This window comes from Deinococcus aerius (assembly GCF_002897375.1).
GTDB classification, from domain to species: domain Bacteria; phylum Deinococcota; class Deinococci; order Deinococcales; family Deinococcaceae; genus Deinococcus; species Deinococcus aerius.
This window is the reverse complement of record NZ_BFAG01000004.1, coordinates 1-22064: the sequence shown is the minus strand read 5'-3', so window position 1 is coordinate 22064 and position 22064 is coordinate 1. Positions and strand designations below refer to the sequence as shown.

At 69.0% G+C, this 22064-nt stretch carries 21 protein-coding genes; 16 read left to right on the top strand and 5 right to left on the bottom strand.

Annotated features, from left to right (window positions below; genetic code table 11):
- Window positions 1-2 precede the first annotated feature (2 nt).
- Window positions 3-965, top strand: coding sequence for an NAD(P)/FAD-dependent oxidoreductase (locus DAERI_RS06950; protein ID WP_103128716.1), 963 nt, complete (start codon window positions 3-5; stop codon window positions 963-965).
- Between the two features lie 561 nt (window positions 966-1526).
- Window positions 1527-4016 (top strand): ATP-dependent helicase HrpB, encoded by a 2490-nt coding sequence (gene hrpB, locus DAERI_RS06945; RefSeq protein ID WP_103128715.1) that lies wholly within the window; start codon window positions 1527-1529, stop codon window positions 4014-4016.
- 165 nt (window positions 4017-4181) lie between these two features.
- Here hrpB and ddrA read toward each other — a convergent pair whose 3' ends face one another.
- The 3 genes from ddrA to DAERI_RS06930 form a co-directional block, all read right to left on the bottom strand.
- A complete protein-coding gene (ddrA, locus tag DAERI_RS06940) occupies window positions 4182-4790 on the bottom strand; it encodes a single-stranded DNA-binding protein DdrA (protein ID WP_103128714.1) in 609 nt (202 codons plus the stop codon).
- 133 nt (window positions 4791-4923) lie between these two features.
- A complete protein-coding gene (locus DAERI_RS06935; RefSeq protein WP_103128713.1) occupies window positions 4924-5772 on the bottom strand; it encodes a serine protease in 849 nt (282 codons plus the stop codon).
- A 79-nt stretch (window positions 5773-5851) separates the two neighbouring features.
- The gene (locus DAERI_RS06930; protein ID WP_103128712.1) at window positions 5852-7408 is read right to left on the bottom strand and encodes a S8 family peptidase; all 1557 of its coding nucleotides are present in this window, start codon (window positions 7406-7408) and stop codon (window positions 5852-5854) included.
- Window positions 7409-7778: 370 nt separating this feature from the next.
- On the opposite strand from DAERI_RS06930, the gene hisB reads away from it, so the two are divergent.
- From hisB to DAERI_RS06885, 9 genes are all read left to right on the top strand, one after another.
- Window positions 7779-8381: an imidazoleglycerol-phosphate dehydratase HisB gene (gene hisB, locus DAERI_RS06925; protein WP_103128711.1), complete on the top strand. Its 603-nt coding sequence runs from the start codon at window positions 7779-7781 to the stop codon at window positions 8379-8381.
- 47 nt (window positions 8382-8428) lie between these two features.
- Window positions 8429-9259: a hypothetical protein gene (locus tag DAERI_RS06920; protein ID WP_103128710.1), complete on the top strand. Its 831-nt coding sequence runs from the start codon at window positions 8429-8431 to the stop codon at window positions 9257-9259.
- A gap of 3 nt (window positions 9260-9262) precedes the next feature.
- A complete protein-coding gene (locus DAERI_RS06915) occupies window positions 9263-10099 on the top strand; it encodes a hypothetical protein (protein WP_133161977.1) in 837 nt (278 codons plus the stop codon).
- On the top strand, window positions 10096-10722 hold the full coding sequence (gene hisH, locus DAERI_RS06910; protein WP_165794112.1) for an imidazole glycerol phosphate synthase subunit HisH: 627 nt from the start codon (window positions 10096-10098) through the stop codon (window positions 10720-10722). The genes DAERI_RS06915 and hisH overlap by 4 nt, the downstream gene beginning before the upstream one ends.
- 113 nt (window positions 10723-10835) lie before the next feature.
- A complete protein-coding gene (locus DAERI_RS06905; RefSeq protein WP_103128708.1) occupies window positions 10836-12749 on the top strand; it encodes a 1,4-alpha-glucan branching enzyme in 1914 nt (637 codons plus the stop codon).
- The gene (locus DAERI_RS06900; protein WP_103128707.1) at window positions 12746-13006 is read left to right on the top strand and encodes a hypothetical protein; all 261 of its coding nucleotides are present in this window, start codon (window positions 12746-12748) and stop codon (window positions 13004-13006) included. Before DAERI_RS06905 ends, DAERI_RS06900 begins: the two co-directional genes overlap by 4 nt.
- 66 nt (window positions 13007-13072) lie before the next feature.
- Window positions 13073-14029, top strand: a complete 957-nt coding sequence (locus tag DAERI_RS06895; RefSeq protein ID WP_103128706.1) for an FAD:protein FMN transferase — start codon at window positions 13073-13075, stop codon at window positions 14027-14029.
- Between the two features lie 85 nt (window positions 14030-14114).
- A complete protein-coding gene (locus DAERI_RS06890) occupies window positions 14115-14666 on the top strand; it encodes a DUF2271 domain-containing protein (RefSeq protein WP_103128705.1) in 552 nt (183 codons plus the stop codon).
- Window positions 14644-15282 carry a PepSY-associated TM helix domain-containing protein gene (locus DAERI_RS06885; RefSeq protein WP_235610285.1) on the top strand — a complete coding sequence of 213 codons (639 nt, stop codon included), beginning with the start codon at window positions 14644-14646 and terminating at the stop codon, window positions 15280-15282. The genes DAERI_RS06890 and DAERI_RS06885 overlap by 23 nt, the downstream gene beginning before the upstream one ends.
- Window positions 15283-15474: 192 nt before the next feature.
- Here the strand turns inward: DAERI_RS06885 and DAERI_RS06880 are convergent, their stop codons facing one another.
- Complete coding sequence (locus tag DAERI_RS06880; RefSeq protein WP_103128704.1) at window positions 15475-16122, bottom strand: class I SAM-dependent methyltransferase; 648 nt, start codon at window positions 16120-16122, stop codon at window positions 15475-15477.
- Window positions 16123-16392: 270 nt separating this feature from the next.
- Between DAERI_RS06880 and trpE the strand changes: the two genes are divergently transcribed.
- The 4 genes from trpE to trpD are packed head-to-tail and all read left to right on the top strand — an operon-like array spanning window position 16393 to window position 19863.
- Entirely contained in the window at window positions 16393-17826 is a 1434-nt protein-coding gene (trpE, locus tag DAERI_RS06875) for an anthranilate synthase component I (RefSeq protein ID WP_103128703.1), read from the top strand.
- Between the two features lie 26 nt (window positions 17827-17852).
- Entirely contained in the window at window positions 17853-18203 is a 351-nt protein-coding gene (locus DAERI_RS06870) for an immunity 53 family protein (protein WP_103128908.1), read from the top strand.
- Window positions 18200-18811: an anthranilate synthase component II gene (locus DAERI_RS06865; protein WP_103128702.1), complete on the top strand. Its 612-nt coding sequence runs from the start codon at window positions 18200-18202 to the stop codon at window positions 18809-18811. Before DAERI_RS06870 ends, DAERI_RS06865 begins: the two co-directional genes overlap by 4 nt.
- Window positions 18808-19863, top strand: a complete 1056-nt coding sequence (gene trpD / locus DAERI_RS06860; protein WP_103128701.1) for an anthranilate phosphoribosyltransferase — start codon at window positions 18808-18810, stop codon at window positions 19861-19863. Before DAERI_RS06865 ends, trpD begins: the two co-directional genes overlap by 4 nt.
- Window positions 19864-19901: 38 nt before the next feature.
- On the opposite strand, the gene DAERI_RS06855 is transcribed toward trpD, so the two are convergent.
- Window positions 19902-20363, bottom strand: a complete 462-nt coding sequence (locus tag DAERI_RS06855; protein WP_103128700.1) for an Lrp/AsnC family transcriptional regulator — start codon at window positions 20361-20363, stop codon at window positions 19902-19904.
- 154 nt (window positions 20364-20517) lie between these two features.
- Between DAERI_RS06855 and kamA the strand changes: the two genes are divergently transcribed.
- On the top strand, window positions 20518-21969 hold the full coding sequence (gene kamA, locus DAERI_RS06850) for a lysine 2,3-aminomutase (protein WP_103128699.1): 1452 nt from the start codon (window positions 20518-20520) through the stop codon (window positions 21967-21969).
- Window positions 21970-22064 lie beyond the last annotated feature (95 nt).

The following is a 22064-nucleotide window of genomic DNA, read 5'->3' as shown; positions in this document are numbered from 1 at the left end:
ACATGCAGGAATTTGACGCTGTTGTGGTGGGTGCTGGTCCGGCCGGACTCAACGCCGCGCTCGTGCTGGGAGGCGCGGGGCGGCGGGTGCTGCTCCTCGATGGCGGACCCCCCCGCAATGCCAAGGCGACTGCCGCCCACGGCGTTTTTACCCGGGACGGAACTCCCCCCACCGGGCTCAAGACGCTGGGGCTGGCGGACCTGGAGCCCTACCCGGTGACCGTGTGTCCCGACATGGCCCGCGAGGCCCGCTGTCTCCCGGACGGGTTCGCGGTGCGGCACGACGGCGGCTGGGTGCGGGCCCGGCGGTTGCTGCTCGCCACGGGGGTGCGCGACGTGCTGCCCAACGTGCCCGGCCTGCGCGAACGCTGGGGCCACACCGTCCACCACTGCCCGTACTGCGACGGCTGGCCCAACCGCGAACATCTCCTGGGCGTGCTGGGGTCCGGGCAGGAGGGCCACCACCTCGCCCTGAGCGTGCGGGCGTGGTCCCACCGGGTCGTGCTGCTCACCGACGGCCCCGACGAGTTGACGGACGAGCAGCGGGAGGACCTGCGGCGGCTGAACGTCCGGGTCCACACGGCGCCCATCCTGCGCTTGGGGGGGCAGGACACGGTGCGGGTGAAGTTTCGCGGGGGCGAGCAGATCACGCTGCACGCCATCTTCCTGAACCCCACCCAGGTCCAGAACAGCACCCTGCCCGCCGCCCTGGGGTGCGAGCTGAACGGGAAGAGCCGGGTGGTCGTGAACGAGCACGGCATGACGAGCGTGCGCGGCGTGTGGGCGGCGGGCGACATGACGGGCGCCCCCCAGTACGTCATGAGCGCCGCCGCGAGCGGCATGCTCGCCGCCGTCTCGCTGAACACCACCCTGATCCACGAGGACGTGCGGAAGCTGGGCGCCGCCTTCCACAAGTCCCCGGGCGAGGAGGCGGGCGAGCCGCCAAGCGGGGGTGAGGCGTCGTGACTGGTGTTCCTCGTTGAGAGGAAGCCCTGCCAGATCTGGTGAAATGCAAAAGTGACACAGGATGTATACATGGTGCGGGGGGCGCAGTGGCGCAGGGAGTGGGTGGAAGGGAAGCGACAAGAGATGGCCGAGGACCCTTTCACATACAAATCTGGGGCAGAGGTCGCACAGCAGGTAAGTGACCGCCAAATCGTGCGGTGGTTCGCCTTAGACGATGAGTACCGGACGAGCTACCTCTACCTACCAACCCCCCCTGCATCAACCTTTTTGGGTGCAATCGCCCTCCCGTACCTTCTTCAATTTGCCATGCTTATGCAAGAGCTGGAGCCTGATGTACCGGTACAAATAGATATTCACCCCTTCTGTGATGACTTCACAGATATAAGTATTAACGACTTGAGCCTTATGATCTACCCAATGTATGAACGGTTGGCGAGTCCGGCCCATGCACGCTTCTACGACAATGCGGTGCGAGCCTTTCTGGTACTCCTTGGATCAGACGCTGACGAAGCACCGTAAGTTGGCCCCGCGGCTCCCCACCCCTTCCCCTTTCCCGCTACCATGCCCCGCGTGAAGTTCCCCGACCTCCCCATCGCCGAGGTGCTGCCCGAGGTGCGCGCGGCGCTCGCGGCTCACCCGCTGGTGGTGCTTCAGGCGCCGCCCGGGGCGGGCAAGAGTACCGTGCTGCCCCTGGCGCTGCTGGACCAGCCCTGGCTGGCCGGGCAGGCCATCGTCATGCTGCAACCCCGCCGGGTGGCGGCCCGCGCCGTCGCCGCGCGGCTGGCGGAGGGCCTGGGCGAGGAGGTGGGCGGAACCGTGGGCTCGCGCGTGCGCTTCGAGGCGCGCGTCTCGGCCCGCACCCGCATCGAGGTCGTGACCGAGGGCATCCTCACCCGTCGGCTGCAACGCGACCCGGAGTTGAGTGGCGTCGGCCTCGTCATCCTCGACGAGTTTCACGAGCGGTCCCTGAATGCCGACCTCGCCCTCGCCCTGCTGCGGGAGGTGCAGGGGGCGCTGCGGGACGACCTGCGCGTGCTCGTGATGAGCGCGACCCTCGACCCGGCCCTTCCTGGGCGGCTGGACGCACCGCTGGTGCAGAGCGCGGGCCGGGCCTACCCGGTGGACGTGCAGTACCTGCCCACCGACCCGGCCGGACGGGTGGAGGACGCGGTGGCCCGTTCCGTCCGCGAAGCCCTCGCCGCCCACCCCGAGGGGGACATCCTCGCCTTCCTGCCCGGCGTCCGCGAGATTCGGGGGGCGATGAGCGCCCTTGCTGATGTGCAGGCCGTCGTCCTGCCCCTCTACGGGGACCTGCCCCTGGCCGAGCAGCGGCGGGCGATCCTTCCCGACCCCGGTGGGCGGCGCCGGGTGGTGCTGGCAACTTCTATCGCGGAAACCTCGCTCACGCTGGCGGGAGTGCGGGTCGTGGTGGACGGAGGCCTTAGCCGCACGCAGCGGTTCGACCCCGGCACTGGTCTCACCCGCATGGTGACGACCCGCGTGACCCGGGATGCCGCCGATCAGCGGGCCGGACGGGCCGGACGTACTGCCCCCGGCACCGCCTACCGCCTGTGGAGCGAGCGCACCCACGCCGCCCTCGCCGCCGCCCGACCGCCGGAAATCCTGGAGGCCGACCTCGCGCCCCTCACGCTGGAACTCGCCGGATGGGGCGCCCCCGATCCCGCCGCGCTCGCCTGGCTGGACGAGCCGCCCGCCCCGCGTGTCGAGTCGGCCCGGGCCTTGCTGCGCGACCTCGACGCGCTGGACGGGGAGAACCGCATCACCCCGCGCGGCGCGGCCCTGCTGGAGTTGCCGACCCACCCCCGCCTCGCGCACCTGCTCCACGACGGGGTGGCGCTCGGTCTGGGGGCGCTCGCCGCTGACGTGGCCGCCCTGCTGGAGGAACGCGACCCGCTGGGGAGTGGGGCGGGAACGGACCTCACCGACCGGGTAGCGGCCCTCCGCGCGTGGCGGCGGGGCGAGCGCGGTAGGGGAGAAGCCGCCGTCCTGGAACGGATCGGGCGCCTGTCGGGGCAGTGGCGGAGGCTGCTCCGGCTCCCGTCCGACGACACGCCCCCCGACCCCTTCGCCGTGGGGCAACTCGTCGCCCTCGCCTACCCCGAGCGGGTGGCCCTGGGCCGGGAGGGGGGAGGGGGCCGCTTCCTGCTGGCGGGCGGTCAGGGGGCGCGGTTGCCGGAGGGGGACCCGCTCGCGGCGAGTCCCGCCCTCGCCGTCGCCCACCTCGATGCGGGCAGTGGGGAAGGCCGCATCCACCTCGCCGCGCCGCTCGACCCCGCCCTGCTGGAGGACCGGGCCACCACCCGGGACACCGTGCGCTGGGATGCCCGGACCGGAACCCTCGTCGCCCAACGCGAGCGGCATGTGGGGGCGCTGGTGCTGGAGGCTCGCCCCCTGCGCGACCTGCCGCATGAGGCAAGGGTCAAAGCCCTTGCGGACGCCATCCGCGAGGGGGGCCCGCACCTCCTGACCTTCAGCCCGGAGGCTGAGAACTTGCGTGCCCGGGTCGAATCCCTGCGCCACTGGCGCCCCGAGGAATCCGAGTGGCCCGACCTGTCCGACGCGGCGCTCCTGGACACGCTAGAGGACTGGCTCGGCCCTCATCTGGAAGGCGTCCGCACCCGCGACGACCTGCGGCGCGTGAACCTCCTCCCCGCCCTGGGGGCCCTCTTGCCCTGGCCGCTGCCCGCCCGTCTCGACGACCTCGCCCCCACCCACCTGACGGTCCCCAGCGGATCGCGCGTCCGGCTCGGGTACACGCTTGACGGCTCGCCGCCCATCCTGGCCGTGAAGCTCCAGGAACTCTTTGGGCTGTCCGAGACGCCGACCGTCAACGGGGGCCGCACACCCGTGCTGCTGCACCTGCTCTCGCCCGCCGGGCGGCCCGTGCAGGTGACCCAGGACCTGCGTTCCTTCTGGAACTCCTCCTATTTCGAGGTTCGCAAGGACCTGCGGGGCCGCTACCCCAAGCACCCCTGGCCGGACGATCCCTGGTCGCACGCCCCGACCCGGCACGTCAAGAAACGGCTGTGACAGGGGCGCGGGAACTCCCACAAGGAGGCCACGGCCCAGGGGTATCGCCTGAGCCGTGGCCGGGAGGAAGTTCGATTTACAGCAGCTTCGCCAGCGCGCCGCCCAGCAGGGTCAGGGTCAGGACGACGAGCATCACGGCGGCGAGGTGCCGGGGGCTGACGGGGCTCACGCGGCCCGCCCGTGCCCGCCCTGGGGGGTGGGGTGCAGGCTGCTCAGGGCCGCCTTGAGGTGCTTGTACACCTCGCGCTGGAGGTCCAGGTCCTCGGGCAGCTCGTACTTGAGCTGCTCCATCGCCTGCACGAGGTGGGCGCCGCCGGGGCTGCGCTCGTGGTCGGGCCGCGCCCACTCGGGGAGTTCGGGGGTCACGGCGGGCTCGCGCCTGGCGTCGTTCCACTCGACCCACTGCTTGGGCAGGTCGTACAGGTAGCGCCCGATGCCGAACTGCACCGCGCACCGCTTGAGGGCGTCCGAGGAGGCGGCCTTGAGGGTCGCGTACTCGCCGTCGCCGCCCGCCTCGCCGATGTCCTCGCGCGTCACGCCCAGAACGGTCAGGCGGCCCTTGACGGTGGGGGTGGAGGTGCCGGGCACCACCTCGATCTCGAAGCTCCAGGCGTCGGGGCAGATGGCGTCCAGGCGGTCCTGAACGGCGCGCGCGTCCACATACGCGAGTAACAGGGCACGGCTTCGATCCTTGGTGAACGCCTGGGGCTTCCAGCCCACAAGATGAGCGGGAAACGGGGCTTGGAGTCGTTTCTGAACATCGCTCAACTTCATGGATTTAGTTTATAACAGAACGCGATTACGGTCAAGGCGTAATTGGGGCGCTGTTCCCCGACTCTTACCGAATTCTTTCTGATGAACGGCAAAACGCCCCCGGCGCGGGCCAGGGGCGAGGGCGGGACGCGGGTTACTGCGCGGCAATTCCTGTCTGCTGGTAGATCCAGTTGATGTACCCGTTCACGCGGGTGTAGACCCCGTATCCGCGGCACTCGCTGGGACCGTAGCTCACGATGCCCAGCACGTAGTATTTGCCGTTGTACGGCGCGGCAAGGGGACCGCCGCTGTCCCCGTTGCAACTGTCCTTGCCGCTGGCGTACTTGCCGCAGATCGTGTTGCTCGGGCGGCTGCCGCAGTCGCTGCCCGTGGGAGTAATAGGGATGGTGACCTCACGCAGCGCCGTGTTGCTGTACGCGCCCGTCTCGGTCTTGCCCCAGCCGCTCACGGTGGCGCTCTTGCCGTTCACGTCAAGCGCGGACTCGGCGCTGTTCCCGGGCAGGGCGGCCGTCTGGACGGTGCTGCCCAGCGTGAAGGCCGTGCTGACCTTGATGAGCGCGATATCGTAGCCGCTGCTGGCCCCGCCATAGTACGGGTGGATGATGATCTGGCTCGGCGTGCGGAGCTGCCCGCTCGTGGTGGTCAGATTGTTGATGCCTGCGCGCACCCGCATGTTGCTCGTGCTCTGGCCATCCACGCAGTGGGCCGCCGTCATCACCCAGTTCGGGCTGATCAGGGTGCCGCCGCACCAGCCGCCGCTCATCTGGTTGCTGGGCGTCACGCTGACCTGGTAGGGACGGTTCGTCACGCTCGTCACCGTGCCGTAGACGATCTGGCCGCTCAGCTCGCCGAACGCCTTCTCGGTGCCGGTCGTGGTCATGCTCTCCTCGGGGAGGGACTGGGCGGCCTGGGGCGTGATGGTGCCGCAGGCGGTGAAGACCAGCGAACCGAGCAGGGCGAGCGGGGCGAGAAACTTCTTCATGCGGACCTCCTGAAGGATGCGGAAAGTGGGCAGAGAAGAACCCGGCCTCCCCCTGTGCGGAGGGCCGGGTTGGCGGCGGTTACTTCGTCTCGGTCAGGGTGTAGGAGCCGCTGCCGGAGTAGGCGTAGACCTCCCAGCGGTAGGAGCCGCTCCCCGCCGCGTAGTTGATGCTCTCGCTGCTCGTGCCGCCCTCGCTGGCGGCCACGTCGGCCCAGGCGCTGCCGTTCCACTTCTGGAGGTAGAGGTCGAAATCGGTGCCGCTCGGGCCGCTGAGCGAGCCCCGCAGCGTGCCGCCCGCGTAGGAAAAGCCGCTCGTGCTCGGCTTCCAACTGCTGCTCCCCTGGCTCACCGAACCCGTGTAGGTCGTCGTGGTGCCGCTGGGGGGCGTGGTCGTGCCGCCCGTGCCCGTGTACAGCAGGCGGTTGGGGCTGCCCGTGCCCGCGTTCGTGACCTTGCCGGTCGTCGCGCCATTCACCAGCGCGCTCGTGACCTGGGCGGTCGTGTACGAGGGGTTATTCGCCAGGATCAGGGCCGCCGCGCCCGCCACGTGGGGCGTCGCCATGCTCGTGCCGCTGATCGTATTCGTGGCGGTCGTCGAGCCGATCCAGGCGGAAGTGATGCCCGTGCCCGGCGCGAAGATGTCCAGGCACGAGCCGTAGTTGCTGTAGCCCGTGTCGCGGCTGTCGGTCCTGGTGGTGGCGCCCACTGTAATGGCGTTGGCGGCGCGGGCGGGGGAGACGTTGCAGGCGTTCTGGTTCTCGTTGCCCGCCGCGACGGCCATCACGAGGTTCTTGCTCGCCGCGTTGTTCACCGCGTCGTCCACGGCCTGGCTCGCGCCGCCCCCCAGGCTCATGTTCGCCACGGCGGGGCCGGTCTTGTTGCTCACGGCCCAGTTGATCCCCGCGATCACGCCGGAGTTCGTGCCGCTGCCGCTGCAGTCCAGCACCTTGACTGCCACAAGTTTCACGCCCTTGGCGACGCCCCAGGTGCTCCCGCCCACCGTGCCCGCCACATGGGTGCCGTGCCCCTGGCAGTCGCTGTTGTTCCCGTCGCCCGTCTGGTTCGTGCCCCATACGGCCCGCCCGCCAAAGTCGGTATGCGACGTGTTGATGCCCGTGTCGATGATGTAGGCGGTGACGTTGCTGGCCGTCGTGGTGTAGGTGTAGTTGCCGTCCAACGGCAGGTTGCGCTGGTCGATGCGGTCGATCCCCCAGGTCGCCCCGCTCTGGGTGGCGCTGGCCCTCACCACGCCGTCCTGCTCGATGTACTTCACCCGCTTGTCGGCCCGCAGGGTGGCGAGGTTCTGGGCGCTGAGCTTGGCCGCGAAGCCGCTGAGTGCCTGCGTGTAGAGGTGCTGCACGGTGATGCCCTGCGGATCGAGGCCCAGCGACCGCACCAGGCCCCCCGTATCCTGCGCCCCCAGATTCGACGGCATGGCCCCCTCACTGAGGACCACGATGTACTGCCCGGGAATGGCGTCGGGGTTGCTCGTCCCCAGCAGCGGCGCGGAGGTCCGGGTCCCACGCTCCGGCGTGGCGGCCTGCGTGTTGTCCGCAGGTCCACTCGCCATCTGCTGACCGCAGGCGGCGAAGAGGAGCGTGAGGCCGAGCGTGAGAGGAGCAATACGTGAGTTCATCCTGAACCTCCAGGTGGGGTTGGACCGGGGAACGCGCTGAATTTGCCGACGCGCAAGGTTTACCACAGGCGTGGAAAAGGCCTTCATAAAAACATCTAGGCAGGTGCCTGATGGGCAATTTTTCTCTAAGAGAGGACCCTTTTTTACTACTGAGGAGATGTGCTCTCCTTCTAGTACTCTCTGATATTGCTGATCCTGCGGGGACATCACGAAATGATTGAAAGATGTGATGAGCCTGTGTTGCAGGCGTGATAGGTATGTGTTTTCACATACCTGGGGTGACGAAGAGCGACCACCATCATCGTTCCGGCGCGTTGCACACCCTAGGGGATTGCAGTTCTCAGATGCCAAGAGCCGTAGCATGCCCCGTATGGCCCGCACCGCCACCACCCGCACCGCCACGGTTCGCCGCACCACCAGCGAGACGGACATCACCGTGACCCTCGATCTGGACGAGACGGCCTCCACCCCGCCCGCGACCGGGCACGGGTTCCTCGACCACATGCTCGACGCTCTTGCCCGGCACGCCCGGATTGGCCTGAGCGTGCGGGCGGCGGGCGACCTGCACATCGAGCCGCACCACCTGATCGAGGACGTGGGGATCACGCTGGGGCAGGCACTGGGGCAGGCGCTCGGCGACCGCCGGGGGATCGAGCGGTACGGCAGCGCCTTCGTGCCCATGGACGAGACGCTGGCCCACGTGGTCCTCGACCTGTCGGGCCGGGCGCACCTCGCCTTCGAGCCGGAGCGGCTGGACGTGTGGGGGGACGCGGGCGGCATGACCCACTACCACCTGCGCGAGTTCCTGCGGGGGTTGTGCAACCACGCGGGCGTCACCCTGCATGTCCGCCTGCTCGCGGGCCGCGAGGCGCACCACGTCATCGAGGCGGTCATGAAGGCGTTGGCCCGTGCCCTACGCGACGCGGTGCGGGTCACGTCGGACGAACTGGCGAGTACGAAGGGGGTGTTGTGAGGCCCGCCGCTCACCGCCCGTCAGGGCCGCGCGGCCAGACTGCCGGGGTGAAGCAAGTGCTGATGCTGACTCTTCTGCCCATGACCTCGGCGGGCCTGGCTGTCTCAGGCCCCAGCGAGAGCCGCGTGCCCCGCGCCGCCGAAGGGGACGCCATCATCCGCGCCGTGTGCGATCCCCGGGCCGCCCTGGGTCGGCTGAAGGGGTGCAAGCAGGTTTCCTACGGGGGCCGCCCCATCCCCGAAATCCTCGGTCCCCAGACGCGCCTGACGCTCTCCACCGTGTTTCCAGGCTCCTTCACGGCGGCCAATCGGCAGGAGTTGCTCGCCACCTTCTGCACGGAAACGGAATCCTGCTCCGGCGAGACGGTCCTGCTCCGGCACACGCGGGGGCAGTGGCAGGCCATTGGACTCGTGCCCGGCCTGATCGCCACGAACTGCCTCACTTACCCCCGACCCGGCGGAACTCAGGCGGTGGTCTGCCTGAGCGAGAGCGCGCGGAACGAGCCGATAGGCAGCGCCCTCAAAACCGCGTCGTGGACGGGCGCTAGGGTGAAGGTGGAGACGGTGGCGCTATTCCCGCTGCTCGCTTTCCGCGACTTCTTCAATCCCGGTTCCGCCCAGTGCGCGGGCCGCTGGCAACTTGACCCCTTCTCGTGGGATGACCGCGACCGCAACGCCGACCGGGTGCCTGACCTGACCATCCTGGCGGCCCGGACGACGTATCAGGGCGGCCCGGACCTCTGCCGGGCAGGGCAGGGGTTCAACGCGCAGGCGAGCGGCTCCGTTCGCAACGACCTCACCTTCGTCTGGACGGGTGAAACCTTGCGGCCCACCGGAAACACCACTGCCATCCTCGACAGGTACGCTAAGGGGCGGTAATTGATGAACAAGCCCCTGGCACTCCTGACCCTGACCACCCTTGCCACCGCTCAGGCCCAGTTCTCCGGTCCTAACGAGGCCCGGGTACCCCGGAGCGCCGAGGGACAGGCCCTGGCCCGTGCGGTGTGTGCCGCTCCCGTGCCGCTGGGTAACCTGAGCGGCTGCACCGTGACGAACCGTTATCCTTCCTCGCCGCTGCCCGACTTGCGGGTGCCGGTCAAGCCACAGGAGGGAAAGGGCGAGTGGGCCTACGTCCCCGTGCGGGTGCTGTACGGCTCGTTCACCCGTCCGAACGCCCGGGACGTGCTCGCGCAGTTTTGCACCGAGACCGACACCTGCCGCGCGGATGCCGTGCTGCTGACCCGGCAGGGCGCGGGCTGGAGGGCAGTGGGAGTGGTGCCGGGCTTCGACCTGGATGTGTGCCTCACCTACCCCGTGAAGGGCGGCACCGACGCCGCCACCTGCCTGGCGCGGGACGAGCAGCGCCTGAGCCGGGTGCAGGTCTTCCGGTGGGTCGGGGGCAAGGCCCAGGTGCAGCAAGTGGCCGCGTTCCGTCCCCTGTCCCTGACCCGGCCCGATTCGGCGCAGTGTCGGGGGGGCTGGGAGGCGGAACCCCTCCAGTGGCACGACCGCGACCGCGACGCCGACGGGTGGCCCGATCTCACCCTGACGGTGTCGCTCACCCGCTACCCCCTGGACGACAAGACCTGCACCATGCTGCGCGGCAGCGGCATTCTGAACCGCCGCATTCCCGACCTCGCCTTCTCCTGGGACGGCGTGAAGTTCAACCCCTCGGCCCAGACCCGCGATTTCCTCAAGAACTACGGAGAACCCCAGTGACCCCCGAAGTCCTCCTCCTCGACTACGGCGCGGGTAATGTCCGCAGCGCCGCCAAAGCCCTGGAACGTGCCGGGATGACCGTCCGCCTCTCCGACAACCCCGCCGACGTGCCGTACGCGCCCGCCCTCGTGGTGCCCGGACAGGGCCACTTCCGGCAGGTGATGGAGGCGTTCGACCGCCACGGCTTCCACGGCCCGGTGCTGGACGCGGCAAACGGCGGTACCCCGATTCTGGGTATCTGTGTGGGGATGCAGATGCTCCTCACCGACTCGGAGGAGGCCCCCGGCCTACCCGGCCTGAACCTCGTGCCCGGCACGGTGCGCCGCTTCACGCCCGTGCCCGGGCGCAAGGTGCCGCAGATGGGCTGGAACAGCCTGGACAAGGTGGGCGACTCGCCGCTGCTGCGGGACCTCGCCTGCCCGGCCTACGCCTACTTCGTCCACTCGTACTACGTGCCGATTGACGTGGACGTGGACGCCGGGGCGCTCACCGAGTACGGCGTGCCCTTCTGGTCGGCCTTCAGCCGGGGCACTATCCACGCCACGCAGTTCCACCCCGAAAAGAGCGGCGCCGTGGGCCTCGCCATCCTGGAACGGTTCCGGCGGCACGTGCTGGGGGGCTGAGGGAGGACGCCCCGCACCGCTCCCTCGGGGACAGCCTTCCCCCTCTTCACGTTGTATTTGCAGTCCGTATATGGGACCCGCCTCACCGGTCCCCGCCCGGTAGACTCGGTTTCATGAGTTCCCTGCCCCTGCCGCTCGACCACGGGCACCTTCAAAAACTGGTGACCGCCGACCTCGTGCGCCCGGACCACCTGCTGGGCGCCCATCCCGTCACCCAGGATGGGGTGGAGGGGGTGCGCTTCGCCGTGTGGGCGCCGAACGCGCGGCACGTCAGCGTGGTGGGGGACTTCAACGGCTGGAACGGCCTTGACCACCCCATGCAGCGCCTCGACTTCGGCTTCTGGGGGGCCTTTGTGCCGGGGGCGCAGCACGGGCAGCGGTACAAGTTCCGGGTCACGGGCGCGGACGGGCGCACCGTGGACAAGATGGACCCCTACGGCACTTTCACGGAGGTGAGGCCGGGCACCGCGAGCATCATCTGGCGACAACCCTTCGAGTGGACGGACGAGAAATGGATGGCCAGTCGTGGCCCCGGCTTCGACCGACCCGTGAGCGTTTACGAGGTCCACGTGGGCTCCTGGGCCCGGCGCGACGACGGCTGGTTCCTGAACTACCGCGACCTCGCGCACCGTCTGGCCGACTACGTGACCCACATGGGTTATACCCACGTCGAGCTGCTGGGCGTGATGGAGCACCCCTTCGACGGCTCGTGGGGCTATCAGGTCACCGGCTACTACGCCCCGACGAGCCGCCTGGGTGCCCCCGAGGACTTCGCCTACCTCGTCAACCACCTGCACGAGCGCGGGATCGGGGTCTTTCTCGACTGGGTGCCGGGGCACTTCCCCACCGACGAGGCGGGGCTGGCGCACTTCGACGGCGGGCCGCTGTACGAGTACGCCGATCCCCGCAAGGGTTACCACCACGACTGGAACACCTACATCTTCGACTACGGGCGCAACGAGGTCGTGATGTTCCTGGTCGGCTCGGCCCTGAAGTGGGTGCAGGATTTCCACGTGGACGGCCTGCGGGTGGACGCGGTGGCCTCCATGCTGTACCTCGACTTCTCGCGCACGGAGTGGGTGCCGAATATCCACGGCGGGCGCGAGAATCTGGAGGCCATCGCCTTCCTCAAGCGGCTCAACGAGGTCATTCACCATATGGCTCCCGGCGTGACGATGGTGGCGGAGGAGAGCACCGCCTTTCCCGGCGTCACCTCCCCGACGCCCTTCGGCCTGGGCTTCGACTACAAGTGGGCGATGGGCTGGATGAACGACACCCTGCACTACTTCGAGCAGGACCCGATCTACCGCAAGTACGAGCACCACAAGCTGACCTTTTTCAACGTGTACCGCACGACCGAGAAGTACGTGCTGGCGATCAGCCACGACGAGGTGGTGCACGGGAAGAAGTCGCTCGTCTCCAAGATGCCGGGCGACTGGTACGGGCAGCGAGCGGGCTACCGGGCCTTCCTCGCCATGATGTGGACCACGCCGGGCAAGAAGCTGCTCTTCATGGGCCAGGAGTTCGCCCAGGGGACCGAGTGGAACGAGGCGCAGGAACTGCCGTGGTACGTCACCGACATTCCCGAGCACCGCGGGGTCATGAACCTCGTGCGGCGGCTGAACGCCCTCTACACCGAGCGACCCGACCTGCACGTGGGCGACACCTGGGCCGAGGGCCAGCTCTGGGTCATCGGGGACGACAGCGACAACAGCGTGTACGCCTACATCCGCCGCGACCCGCGCCCCACGGCGGAGGGGGGAGGCACCTGGAGCCTGACCGTCGCCAACCTGACCCCGGTGTACCGCGAGGGCTACCACGTCGGCGTGCCCCAGGGCGGCGAGTACCGGGTGCTCCTCTCGACCGACGACGGCGAGTACGGCGGCTTCGGCACCCAGCAACCCGACCTGACGGCCAGGGAGGAGGGCTGGAACGGGCAGACGTGGCACCTGCGCCTGAACCTGCCCCCCATGAGCGTGCTGATCCTCGACCACGTGGGCGAGACGCCCCGAAGTGAGGAGCGGTGACCGCCCCCCGTTCCCGGCCCGACGGCCTGACCCTCCTGAGCCTCGTGCTGCTCGCCGTGGTCGCCGTGCTGCTCCTCGTGCCGCTGCTGGGCGGCCCGCTGCCCGACCCAGTCCTGATCGCCGTGCTGCTCATCGCCCGGCTGCTCGTGCAGTTCCTGCGCGCCCGCCGCAATCCGGGCCTCAAGCGCCCCGCCGCCTGGGCCCTCGACCTGATCCTGATTGGGCTGCTGCTGTGGACGACGGCGAACAGGTCGTGATGAGGGCAGTGGGAAGTGGCCCGTGGTGAGTGGGGAAAGACGGACGGTTGAGCCCCGGGGGGCGGGATGGCCGCGCTCCCCTTGAATCGCCTGTGGCGGGGCCTGAAGCGCCCCCACCGCCTCCGCAGCATCTACGAGCGGATGCTGGGCACCGAGATGGAGATTCAGGTCGTCGCGGATGGGCGGGCGCAGGCCGGGGCCGCCGAGCGCGCCGCCCTGAACGAGACGGGGCGCCTGACCCGAATTCTCAACCGCTTCGACCCGGAAAGCGAGCTGTCACGCTGGGCGGGGACGCGGGAGGAGGCCGTGCCGATCAGCCCGGACCTGTGGGCCGTTCTCCGGGCGGCGGACGAGTGGCGTGGCCGGACGGGCGGGGCCTTTCACCCCGGGGCGGATGCGCTGGGGGCGATCTGGAAGGCGGCGGCGGAAAGGGACAGGCTTCCCGATGAGGCGGCCCTGGCGGAAGTGGTCACTCAATTGCGCGAGCCCCTCTGGACATTGCACCCGGATGGAACGGCCACCCGTCACGGCGCCCTGCCCCTCGGCTTGAATGCCCTGGCCAAGGGCTACATCGTGGACCGGGCGGCGGAGGCGGCCTTCCGTGCACCCAGCGTGCGGGCCGTGCTCGTCAACGTGGGGGGCGACCTGCGGACGCTGGGCGGGAATGGCCTGACGGTGGCGGTTGCCGACCCCTTCACCGCCCGGGACGACGCGCCGCCCCTGGCCCGAGTTCATGTGCGGGACGGGGCGCTGGCCACGAGCGGCGGGGCTCACCGGGGCTACCGAATCGGGGGCGCCTGGTACTCCCATGTCCTCGACCCCCGAACGGGACGGCCCGTGACGCGGGTGCCCGGCGTGACCGTCACTGCCCCCGACTGCCTGACTGCCGACGCGCTCGCCACGGCCCTGAGCGTGCTGGACGTGTCCGAAGGGCTCGCGCTGGTGGAGGCCGTGCCCGGCGCCGCCGCCCTGATCTTGACCCGGGACGGCGGGCAGCACGCGAGCGGGCGCTGGCCCCGTTAACTCCCGCCTAACCGTGCCGGGTGAGCCTGTCGGGCAACCCGGCGCGGGATAGCCTGCCCGGCAACCCTACCCCGGAGGTTTCCCCATGCCCGACACCCGCCGCGCCTTCCTCGGCAAGCTGGCCGCCACCACCGCCTTCCTGACCCTGAACCGTTTTCTTCCCGCACGGGCTGCCGCCGCCGCTCCGGCCTGGGTGAGCGGCATGGCCCTCGACATCACCTTCAGCGTCGCCACCCAGGCGGGCGGCCGGGTGAAGCGCCCCTACGTCGCCGTGTGGATCGAGGACGCGCAGGGCAACCCGGTGCGCACCCTCACCGTGTGGGCGCAGACCACCGGGCGCGGCCCGCGCTGGATTCCCGACCTGCGCCGCTGGTACCGCGAGAACGCGGGGCTGCTGGACACCGTGAGCAGCGCCACCCGCAACCCCGGCACCTACGCGGTCGCCTGGGACGGCAAGACCGACAAGGGCACGCTGGCCCCGCGCGGCGACTACTACGTGTGCATCGAGACCGCCCGCGAACACGGCCCCTACAGCCTGGTCCGCGAGAAGGTGACCGTCGGCGCCACGGCCTTCAAGCGCAGCCTGGGTGCGGATGGAGACATCGAGGCCACCAGTGTCAATTACGCAAAGGCCTGAGGCCGCCACGCGCCCGGCCCGGCGTCCCCGGACGCTCAAGGCCCGCACCCACGTCCTGGCCCGGACGCTGCACACCTACACGAGCATGATCAGCCTGCTCGTCGTCCTGTTCTTCGCCCTCACCGGGATCACCCTCAACCACCCCGACTGGGCCTTCGGGAGCGCCGAGACCCGCCGCGAGATGACGGGCACCCTTCCGGCAGGCTGGATCGTGAGCGGGCAGGTCAACTGGCTCAGCGTCGCCGAGGAGTTGCGCGCCCGCTACAGCCTGCACGGCCGCGTCGAGGACACCCGGGTGGACGGGAACGAGGCGAGCCTGAGCTTCAAGGCGCCGGGCTACGGAGCCGACGCCTTTATCGACACGGGGACCGGGAAGTACACCCTGACGATTGACGCGCAGGGGGCCGTTGCCGTGCTCAACGACCTGCACCGGGGCCGCGACTCGGGCGGCGCCTGGGCGTGGTTGATCGACCTCAGCGGCGCTTTCCTCGCTTTCGTGGCCCTGACTGGCCTGGCGATCCTGCTCTACCTCAAGAAGACGCGGGTGAAGGCCCTGGTCACGATGGTCGCCGCGAGCGTCCTCGTCCTGCTGCTCATGAAGGCGGCGATGGGCTGAGGAGCAGGCTGGCGGATAACCTGCGGTGCCCGCCCGGCACAAAGGGAAGGGTGACGGCTCTCCGGCTGGCCTCTGGACGCCCCGCCCGTTCACCCTCACCCGGCCTTTCCCTCAAGGGGGAGGAGTTTTTTTGCCGTATGGGCCGCTCTTTCTCGGAAAAACTGTATGGCCGTATCCCTCAATCCTTCACGGCTAATCCTCCCCGTGAACCGCCCGCCCCACCACCGCGTACAGCGGGTCCGAGCGGCGGGGTCGCGGGCTGCGGTCCAGGCCCTGGATGTCGGTGAAGTTGCCCGCCGCGCGCAGCAGTTCCTGAACGAGGGCGACATGTCCCGCGTCATCGAGCGCGTGCCAGATGGCAATGGCCTTCGTCGGAAAGCAGCGGTTGGAGAAGGTGATAACGACGGGCGCCCCCGGCTGTAGCACGCGGCCCACCTCGCGCAGTACCGTCACGGGGTCGGTGAGATAGTCGATGGACACGCAGATGCCGCAGCCGTCGAAGCTGGCGGGCTCGAAGGGCAGGTGCGGATCGGTGTTGAGATTCTGGACCACGTGCCGGGTCAGCCGGGGGTTGCGCGCGAGTTCGGCGGCGTTCAGGCCCAGACCCGTCACCCCCGCGTACTCGACCTCCGGCAGCAGGTGGCTGACCCAGGAACTCATCAGGTCGAGGATGTGTCCACCCGGCGGGAAGAACTCGCGGTAGAGCCCCGTGACGGCGGCGATGGCGGGGTCGTCGATATGGGTCACGAAACGCGGCTGCGTGTAAAAGAGTTCGTCGGGTGTCTCGTCCATCCGGCGAAAGGCTTGCGCCGGGAGCGTGGAACCGGGCTTGTCATCCATGCGCCCATGCTCCCAGGACCGCCCGGCGCTGACTGCAAGCGGGAGCCCAGCCTCTCACCGAACGGGTTGTGTAAACGAGTGTGCGAGTTGGGGGCTGGTGTGGCGCCTCACCGCCGCGCTATCCTGCCCCCATGACCGTCAACGGTGCGTGGTGGTGGCCCAGCTTCGCCTGGGTTTGACGCGCCGTTTGTCCCGCACGCCGGACGCGCCCAGGTGGAACCTCCCACCGGGCGCGTTTTCCATTGCCATCCTCTGCCCCACAGGAGCCGCATGACGCACCCCGCCCCTTCCCCCACCCGACCCGCCACTCACGTCGCCGTCCGCGAGCTGAACGCCGACCTCGACACGCCCGTGACCGCTTACCTGAAAGTCGCGCGGGGTCACCCGGTTTCCTTCCTGCTGGAGAGCGTGGAGGCGGGCGAGCGGCTGGGCCGCTACTCCTTCATCGGGGTGGGCGAGCAGGGGCGCTTCACCTACCGGGCAGGGCGCGTGACGAGCAGCGGCACGTTCGGCAGCTTCGACGGCCCGGAAGCCGACCCCCTCGCGCGGCTGTACGGGACGACCACGAGGCCAGTCTCCCTTCCGGCGGGCCTCCCCGCCTTTATCGGCGGGGCGGTGGGCTACGCCGCCTACGACCTGATCCGCGCCTACGAGCGACTCCCCGACGCCAACCCCGACGAGCTGAACCTCCCCGACGCGCTCTTCATCGCCCCCGAGGGCATGGTGATCTACGACCACCTCCGGCACCGCCTGATCGCCGTCGCCACCGCCGAGGCGCAGCAGCAGGCAGACCGCGTGGTGGAGACCCTCGCCGCCCGGCTGCGCGGCCCCCTGCCGGAGGACGTGCCGGGCCGCGAACAGGCAACTGCGCCGACCTTCACCAGCAACTTCACCCCCGAGGGCTATATGGCGGCGGTGGAGAGGAGCCTGGAGTACATCCGCGCCGGGGACATCTTCCAGGTCGTGCCCTCCCAGCGGTTCAGTGCGGACCTGACGGTGCATCCCTTCGCGCTGTACCGGGCGCTGCGCCGGGTGAACCCCAGCCCTTACCTCGGCTACCTCGCGCTGGGGGAGGTCACGCTCGTCGCCTCCAGCCCAGAAAGTCTGCTGCGGAGTGACGGGCATACAGTTGTCACTCGACCCATCGCGGGCACGCGGCGACGGGGCGCGACCCCCGAGGAGGACGAGCTGCTGGCCGCCGAACTCCTCGCCGACGAGAAGGAGCGGGCCGAACACCTCATGCTGGTGGACCTGGGCCGCAACGACCTGGGGCGGGTGAGCCGCTACGGCTCCGTGCGGGTGCAGGACGCCTTCTCGGTCGAACGGTACAGCCACGTCATGCACATTGTCTCCACCGTGACGGGCGAGTTGCGGGAGGGGCAGACGCCGCTGCACGCCCTCGCCTCCGTGTTGCCAATGGGCACGGTCAGCGGGGCCCCCAAGATCCGCGCGATGGAGATCATCGACGAACTCGAACCCGTCCGGCGCGGGCCCTACGGCGGCTCCTTCGGCTACATCGCCCTCGACGGCAGCCTCGACATGGCCCTGACCCTGCGGACGATGGTGATTGCGAATGGGAGAGTGCATATCCAGGCAGGAGCGGGGATCGTGGCGGACAGCGATCCGGAGAGCGAGGAGCAGGAGACGCGGAGCAAGGCGGCGGCGCTCATGCGAGCGGTGGAGATGGCGGCGGGGGGGTTGTAGTGACGCGAAGGGCTCGTATTCAGGAGATGTTGGACTCGCCGGACCCGTTAAAGTGGCTTCAGGGCTGGTATTACGCGATGTGCGATGGGGACTGGGAGCACGGGTTTGGGCCTAGAATTTCTTGTCTTGACAATCCTGACTGGAGCCTCGAGGTCGTACTCTCTGGTACAGGCTTAGACAAGTTGTCTTTTGAGCGCGTGTTCATCGAACGTCACGAACACGATTGGATTGCCTGTTGGGTTGAAAACAACAGTTTTCATGGTGCTGGAGGTCCACTAAATCTCGGCGAGTTAATTGCGGTTTTTAGAGCTTGGGCTGAGCCAGTCCTTGAAATCAAAGATTCTCCGTGGGCTGACATGATTGAGGGAGAAGAATGACGCGAATCCTCCTGATCGACAACTACGACTCCTTCACCTACAACCTCGTCCAATATTTCGGCGAACTCGGCTGCGACCTTACCGTCTGGCGCAACGATCAATTCACCCTCGACGATGTGCGGAAGCTCAACCCTGACGCCATTGTCGTTTCTCCCGGTCCCTGCACGCCGCGGGAAGCGGGGCTCAGCGTCGAGGTCATCCGCGAATTGGGGCCGCAGTTCCCGACGCTCGGCGTCTGCCTCGGCCACCAGAGCATCGGGGAAGCGTTCGGGGCGACGGTGGGGCGAGCCATTTTGCCCGTCCATGGCAAGACGAGCGCCGTGCGGCACGACGGCAGCGGCCTCTTCGCCGGGCTGGGGGACGAGGTGCGCGTGACCCGCTACCACTCCCTCGTCGTGCGCGACCTGCCGCCCGAACTCGTGCCCGTGGCCTGGACGACCGACCCGGGGGAAGAGGTGCTGATGGCGCTGCGCCACCGCGACTACCCGGTGTTCGGCGTGCAGTTCCACCCCGAGAGCATCGCCACCCAGGGCGGCCTGACGATGCTGCGGAACTTCCTGACCCTGGTGCGGGAGTATCGGGCCCCCCGGGAAGAGGTGCGGGCATGACTCAGACCTCCTCTCCGGCGACCTCCCCGGATGGCCGCACCATGCACGTCCGGCTGATGAACGGCGACATCCTGACCCAGGCCGAGGCCGCCGCCTTCATGCGCGAGGTGATGGAGGGGAACGTGAGCGGGGTGCGCCTCGCCGCTGCTCTGGCCGCCCTGCGCGTGCGCGGCGAAACGCCGGAGGAGATCGCGGGCTTCGCCCAGGCCATGCGCGAGAATGCCGTCCACGTGGAGGTCGAGCCGCGCGACGTGCTGCTCGACGTGGTGGGCACGGGCGGCGACGGCGCTCACACCTTCAACATCAGCACGACGACGGCCTTCGTGGTGGCGGCCGCCGGGGTGCCCGTCGCCAAGCACGGCAACCGCGCCGCGAGCAGCCGGGCCGGGAGTGCGGACGTGCTGGAGGCCCTGGGCGTGAACCTCGACGCCCCGCCGCAGGTCGTGGCCGACGGGGTGAACAGCCTCGGCATCGGCTTCATGTTCGCGCGCAACTACCACCCGGCCCTGCGTCACGCCGCGCCCGTCCGCGCCGACCTCGCCGCCCGGACGGTGTTCAATATCCTGGGGCCGCTCTCCAACCCGGCGGGGGCGACCCATCTGGTGGTGGGCGTCTTCAAGCCGGAACTGACGCGCACGCTCGCGGAAGTGCTGCGCCTGCTGGGGGCGCGGGGGGCGACGGTCGTTCACGGGAGCGGTCTGGACGAGTTCACCGTCTGCGGCCCGAACACCGTGACCGGCCTGCGGGACGGCGAGGTGATCGACCGCACCCTGCACCCCGAGGAGGTCGGTGTGAGCCTCCACCCCAGGGAAAGCATCGTGGGCGGCACCCCCGCCGAGAACGCGGAGATCACCCGCGCGCTGCTGACTGGGGCCGGAACTGCCGCTCAGCGCGACATCGTGGCGCTGAATGCCGGGGCCGCCCTGCGGACGGCGGGCCGCGTGGAACGCATCGCCGACGGCGTCGCCCAGGCCCGCGAGGTCATGGCGAGCGGGGCGGGTTGGGACTTGCTGGAGCGGTACGCGGCGCACACAAGGGGGCAGAAGGCTTAAGGCAGAGGGCCAGAAGTGCGCCGGGTTTTGCCATCTGCCTACCCCGGCGGCAGCAACAGTTTCCCCTCCAGCGGTGTACTCAGCACGATGCTCGTGTCGCAGGTAAAGCCCATGGCGATCAGTTCCCCGAGCAGGTTCTCCAGCGCGCCCACGTCGGGCACGGCGACCTTCAGGATGCACGAGTTGTCGCCCGTCACGCTGTGGCACTCCAGCACGCCGTCATGCCTCTTCGCCCAGCGGATCAGGGTGGGGTCGTTGCGCCCGCTGTCCTGCACCCCGATAAAGGCGGTGATGGTGCGCCCCAGCGGCTTGGACGCCACCCGCACGCCATAGCCCAGGATCACGCCCGCGTCCTCCAGCCGCCGCACCCGCTCGGTGACGGCGGGGGCGGAGAGACCGACGCGGCGGCCCAGTTCCCGCATGCTCAGGCGCGAGTCGGTTTGCAGTTCCTCCAGAATGCGGTGGTCGAGGGGGTCGAGGGAGCCGCCGTGCTGCTTCATAACTCCAGCTTAACATTTGACAGGTCAGGGGTGGCGTTTGCCAGTTTCGTGTGCGCGGGAAGAAGCGGTCGCGCGTGCTGCGCGCCTTCCAAACCGGCTTTGGGGCGGTGAGAATAAAGGGAATTATTTTCACGTTTTCCCATCAGGAGGTCCCATGAACCGCACCCACCTGCACCCGCAGGCCACCGTCCGGTCCCAGCAGATGCTGCCCCGCAACCACCGCGCCCCCAAGTGGCAGGATGTGCCCGACGAGCAGTGGTACGACTGGAAGTGGCAGCTCAAGAACCGCATCAACTCTGTCGAGGAGCTGGAGGAAGTCATCCGCCTCACCGAGAGCGAGCGGGCGGGCGCGAGCGCCAAGGGCATCTTCCGCCTGGACATCACCCCGTACTTCGCCTCGCTGATGGACCCTGAGGACCCCACCTGCCCGGTGCGGCGCCAGGTCATCCCCACCCATCACGAGCTGGAGCCCTTTACGGCGATGATGGAGGACTCGCTCGCCGAGGACAAGCACAGCCCCGTGCCCGGCCTGGTCCACCGTTACCCCGACCGGGTCCTCATGCTGGTCACGACCCAGTGCGCCTCCTACTGCCGCTACTGCACGCGCAGCCGCATCGTGGGCGACCCCACCGAGACCTTCAACCCCGCCGAGTACGAGGCGCAGCTCAACTACCTGCGGAACACGCCCCAGGTGCGCGACGTGCTGCTCTCGGGTGGCGATCCGCTGACCCTCGCGCCCAAGGTGCTGGGCCGCCTCCTCGCCGAGCTCCGCAAGATCGAGCATATCGAGATCATCCGCATCGGCACGCGCGTGCCCGTGTTCATGCCCATGCGCGTAACTCAGGAACTGTGCGACGTGCTGGCCGAGAACCACCCGCTGTGGATGAACATCCACGTCAACCACCCCAAGGAGATCACGCCGGAGGTGGCCGAGGCGTGTGACCGCCTCACCCGGGCGGGCGTGCCGCTGGGCAACCAGAGCGTGCTACTGCGTGGCGTGAACGATCACCCGGTCATCATGCAGAAGCTGCTGCGCGAACTCGTCAAGATTCGGGTGCGGCCCTACTACATCTACCAGTGCGACCTCGTGCACGGGGCGGGGCACCTGCGGACGACCGTGAGCAAGGGCCTGGAGATTATGGAGAGCTTGCGCGGGCACACCTCCGGCTACTCGGTGCCGACCTACGTGGTGGACGCGCCCGGCGGCGGCGGCAAGATTCCCGTCGCGCCCAACTACGTGCTCAGCCACAGCCCCGAGAAACTGATCCTCCGCAACTTCGAGGGCTACATCGCCGCCTACTCCGAGCCCACTGACTACACCGGCCCCGACATGGCCGTGCCTGCCGAGTGGCAGCGCAAGGAACCCGGCCAGACCGGCATCTACGGCCTGATGGAGGGCGAGCGCATCTCCATCGAGCCCAAGGAGTTCAGCGAGAGCCGCGTGCGGCCCGGCGCAACCCAGCACCGCCTGAACAGCCGCGAAGACAAGTGGGCGGCGTATGGGGTAGGCGGCGTGAACAGTGGTCCGCTTACGCACGACACGGTGGTGACGGACACGGCGCCGGACGGGATGATGCAGACGCCGCAGCCGGTGAGCGGGGATTGAGTCGCGTACAACCCCTCAGTCAGCTTCGCTGACAGCTCCCCTCAAGGGGAGCCGGGGTGTCACTTGCCTCCCTTCAAGGGGAGGTGGCCCGTAGG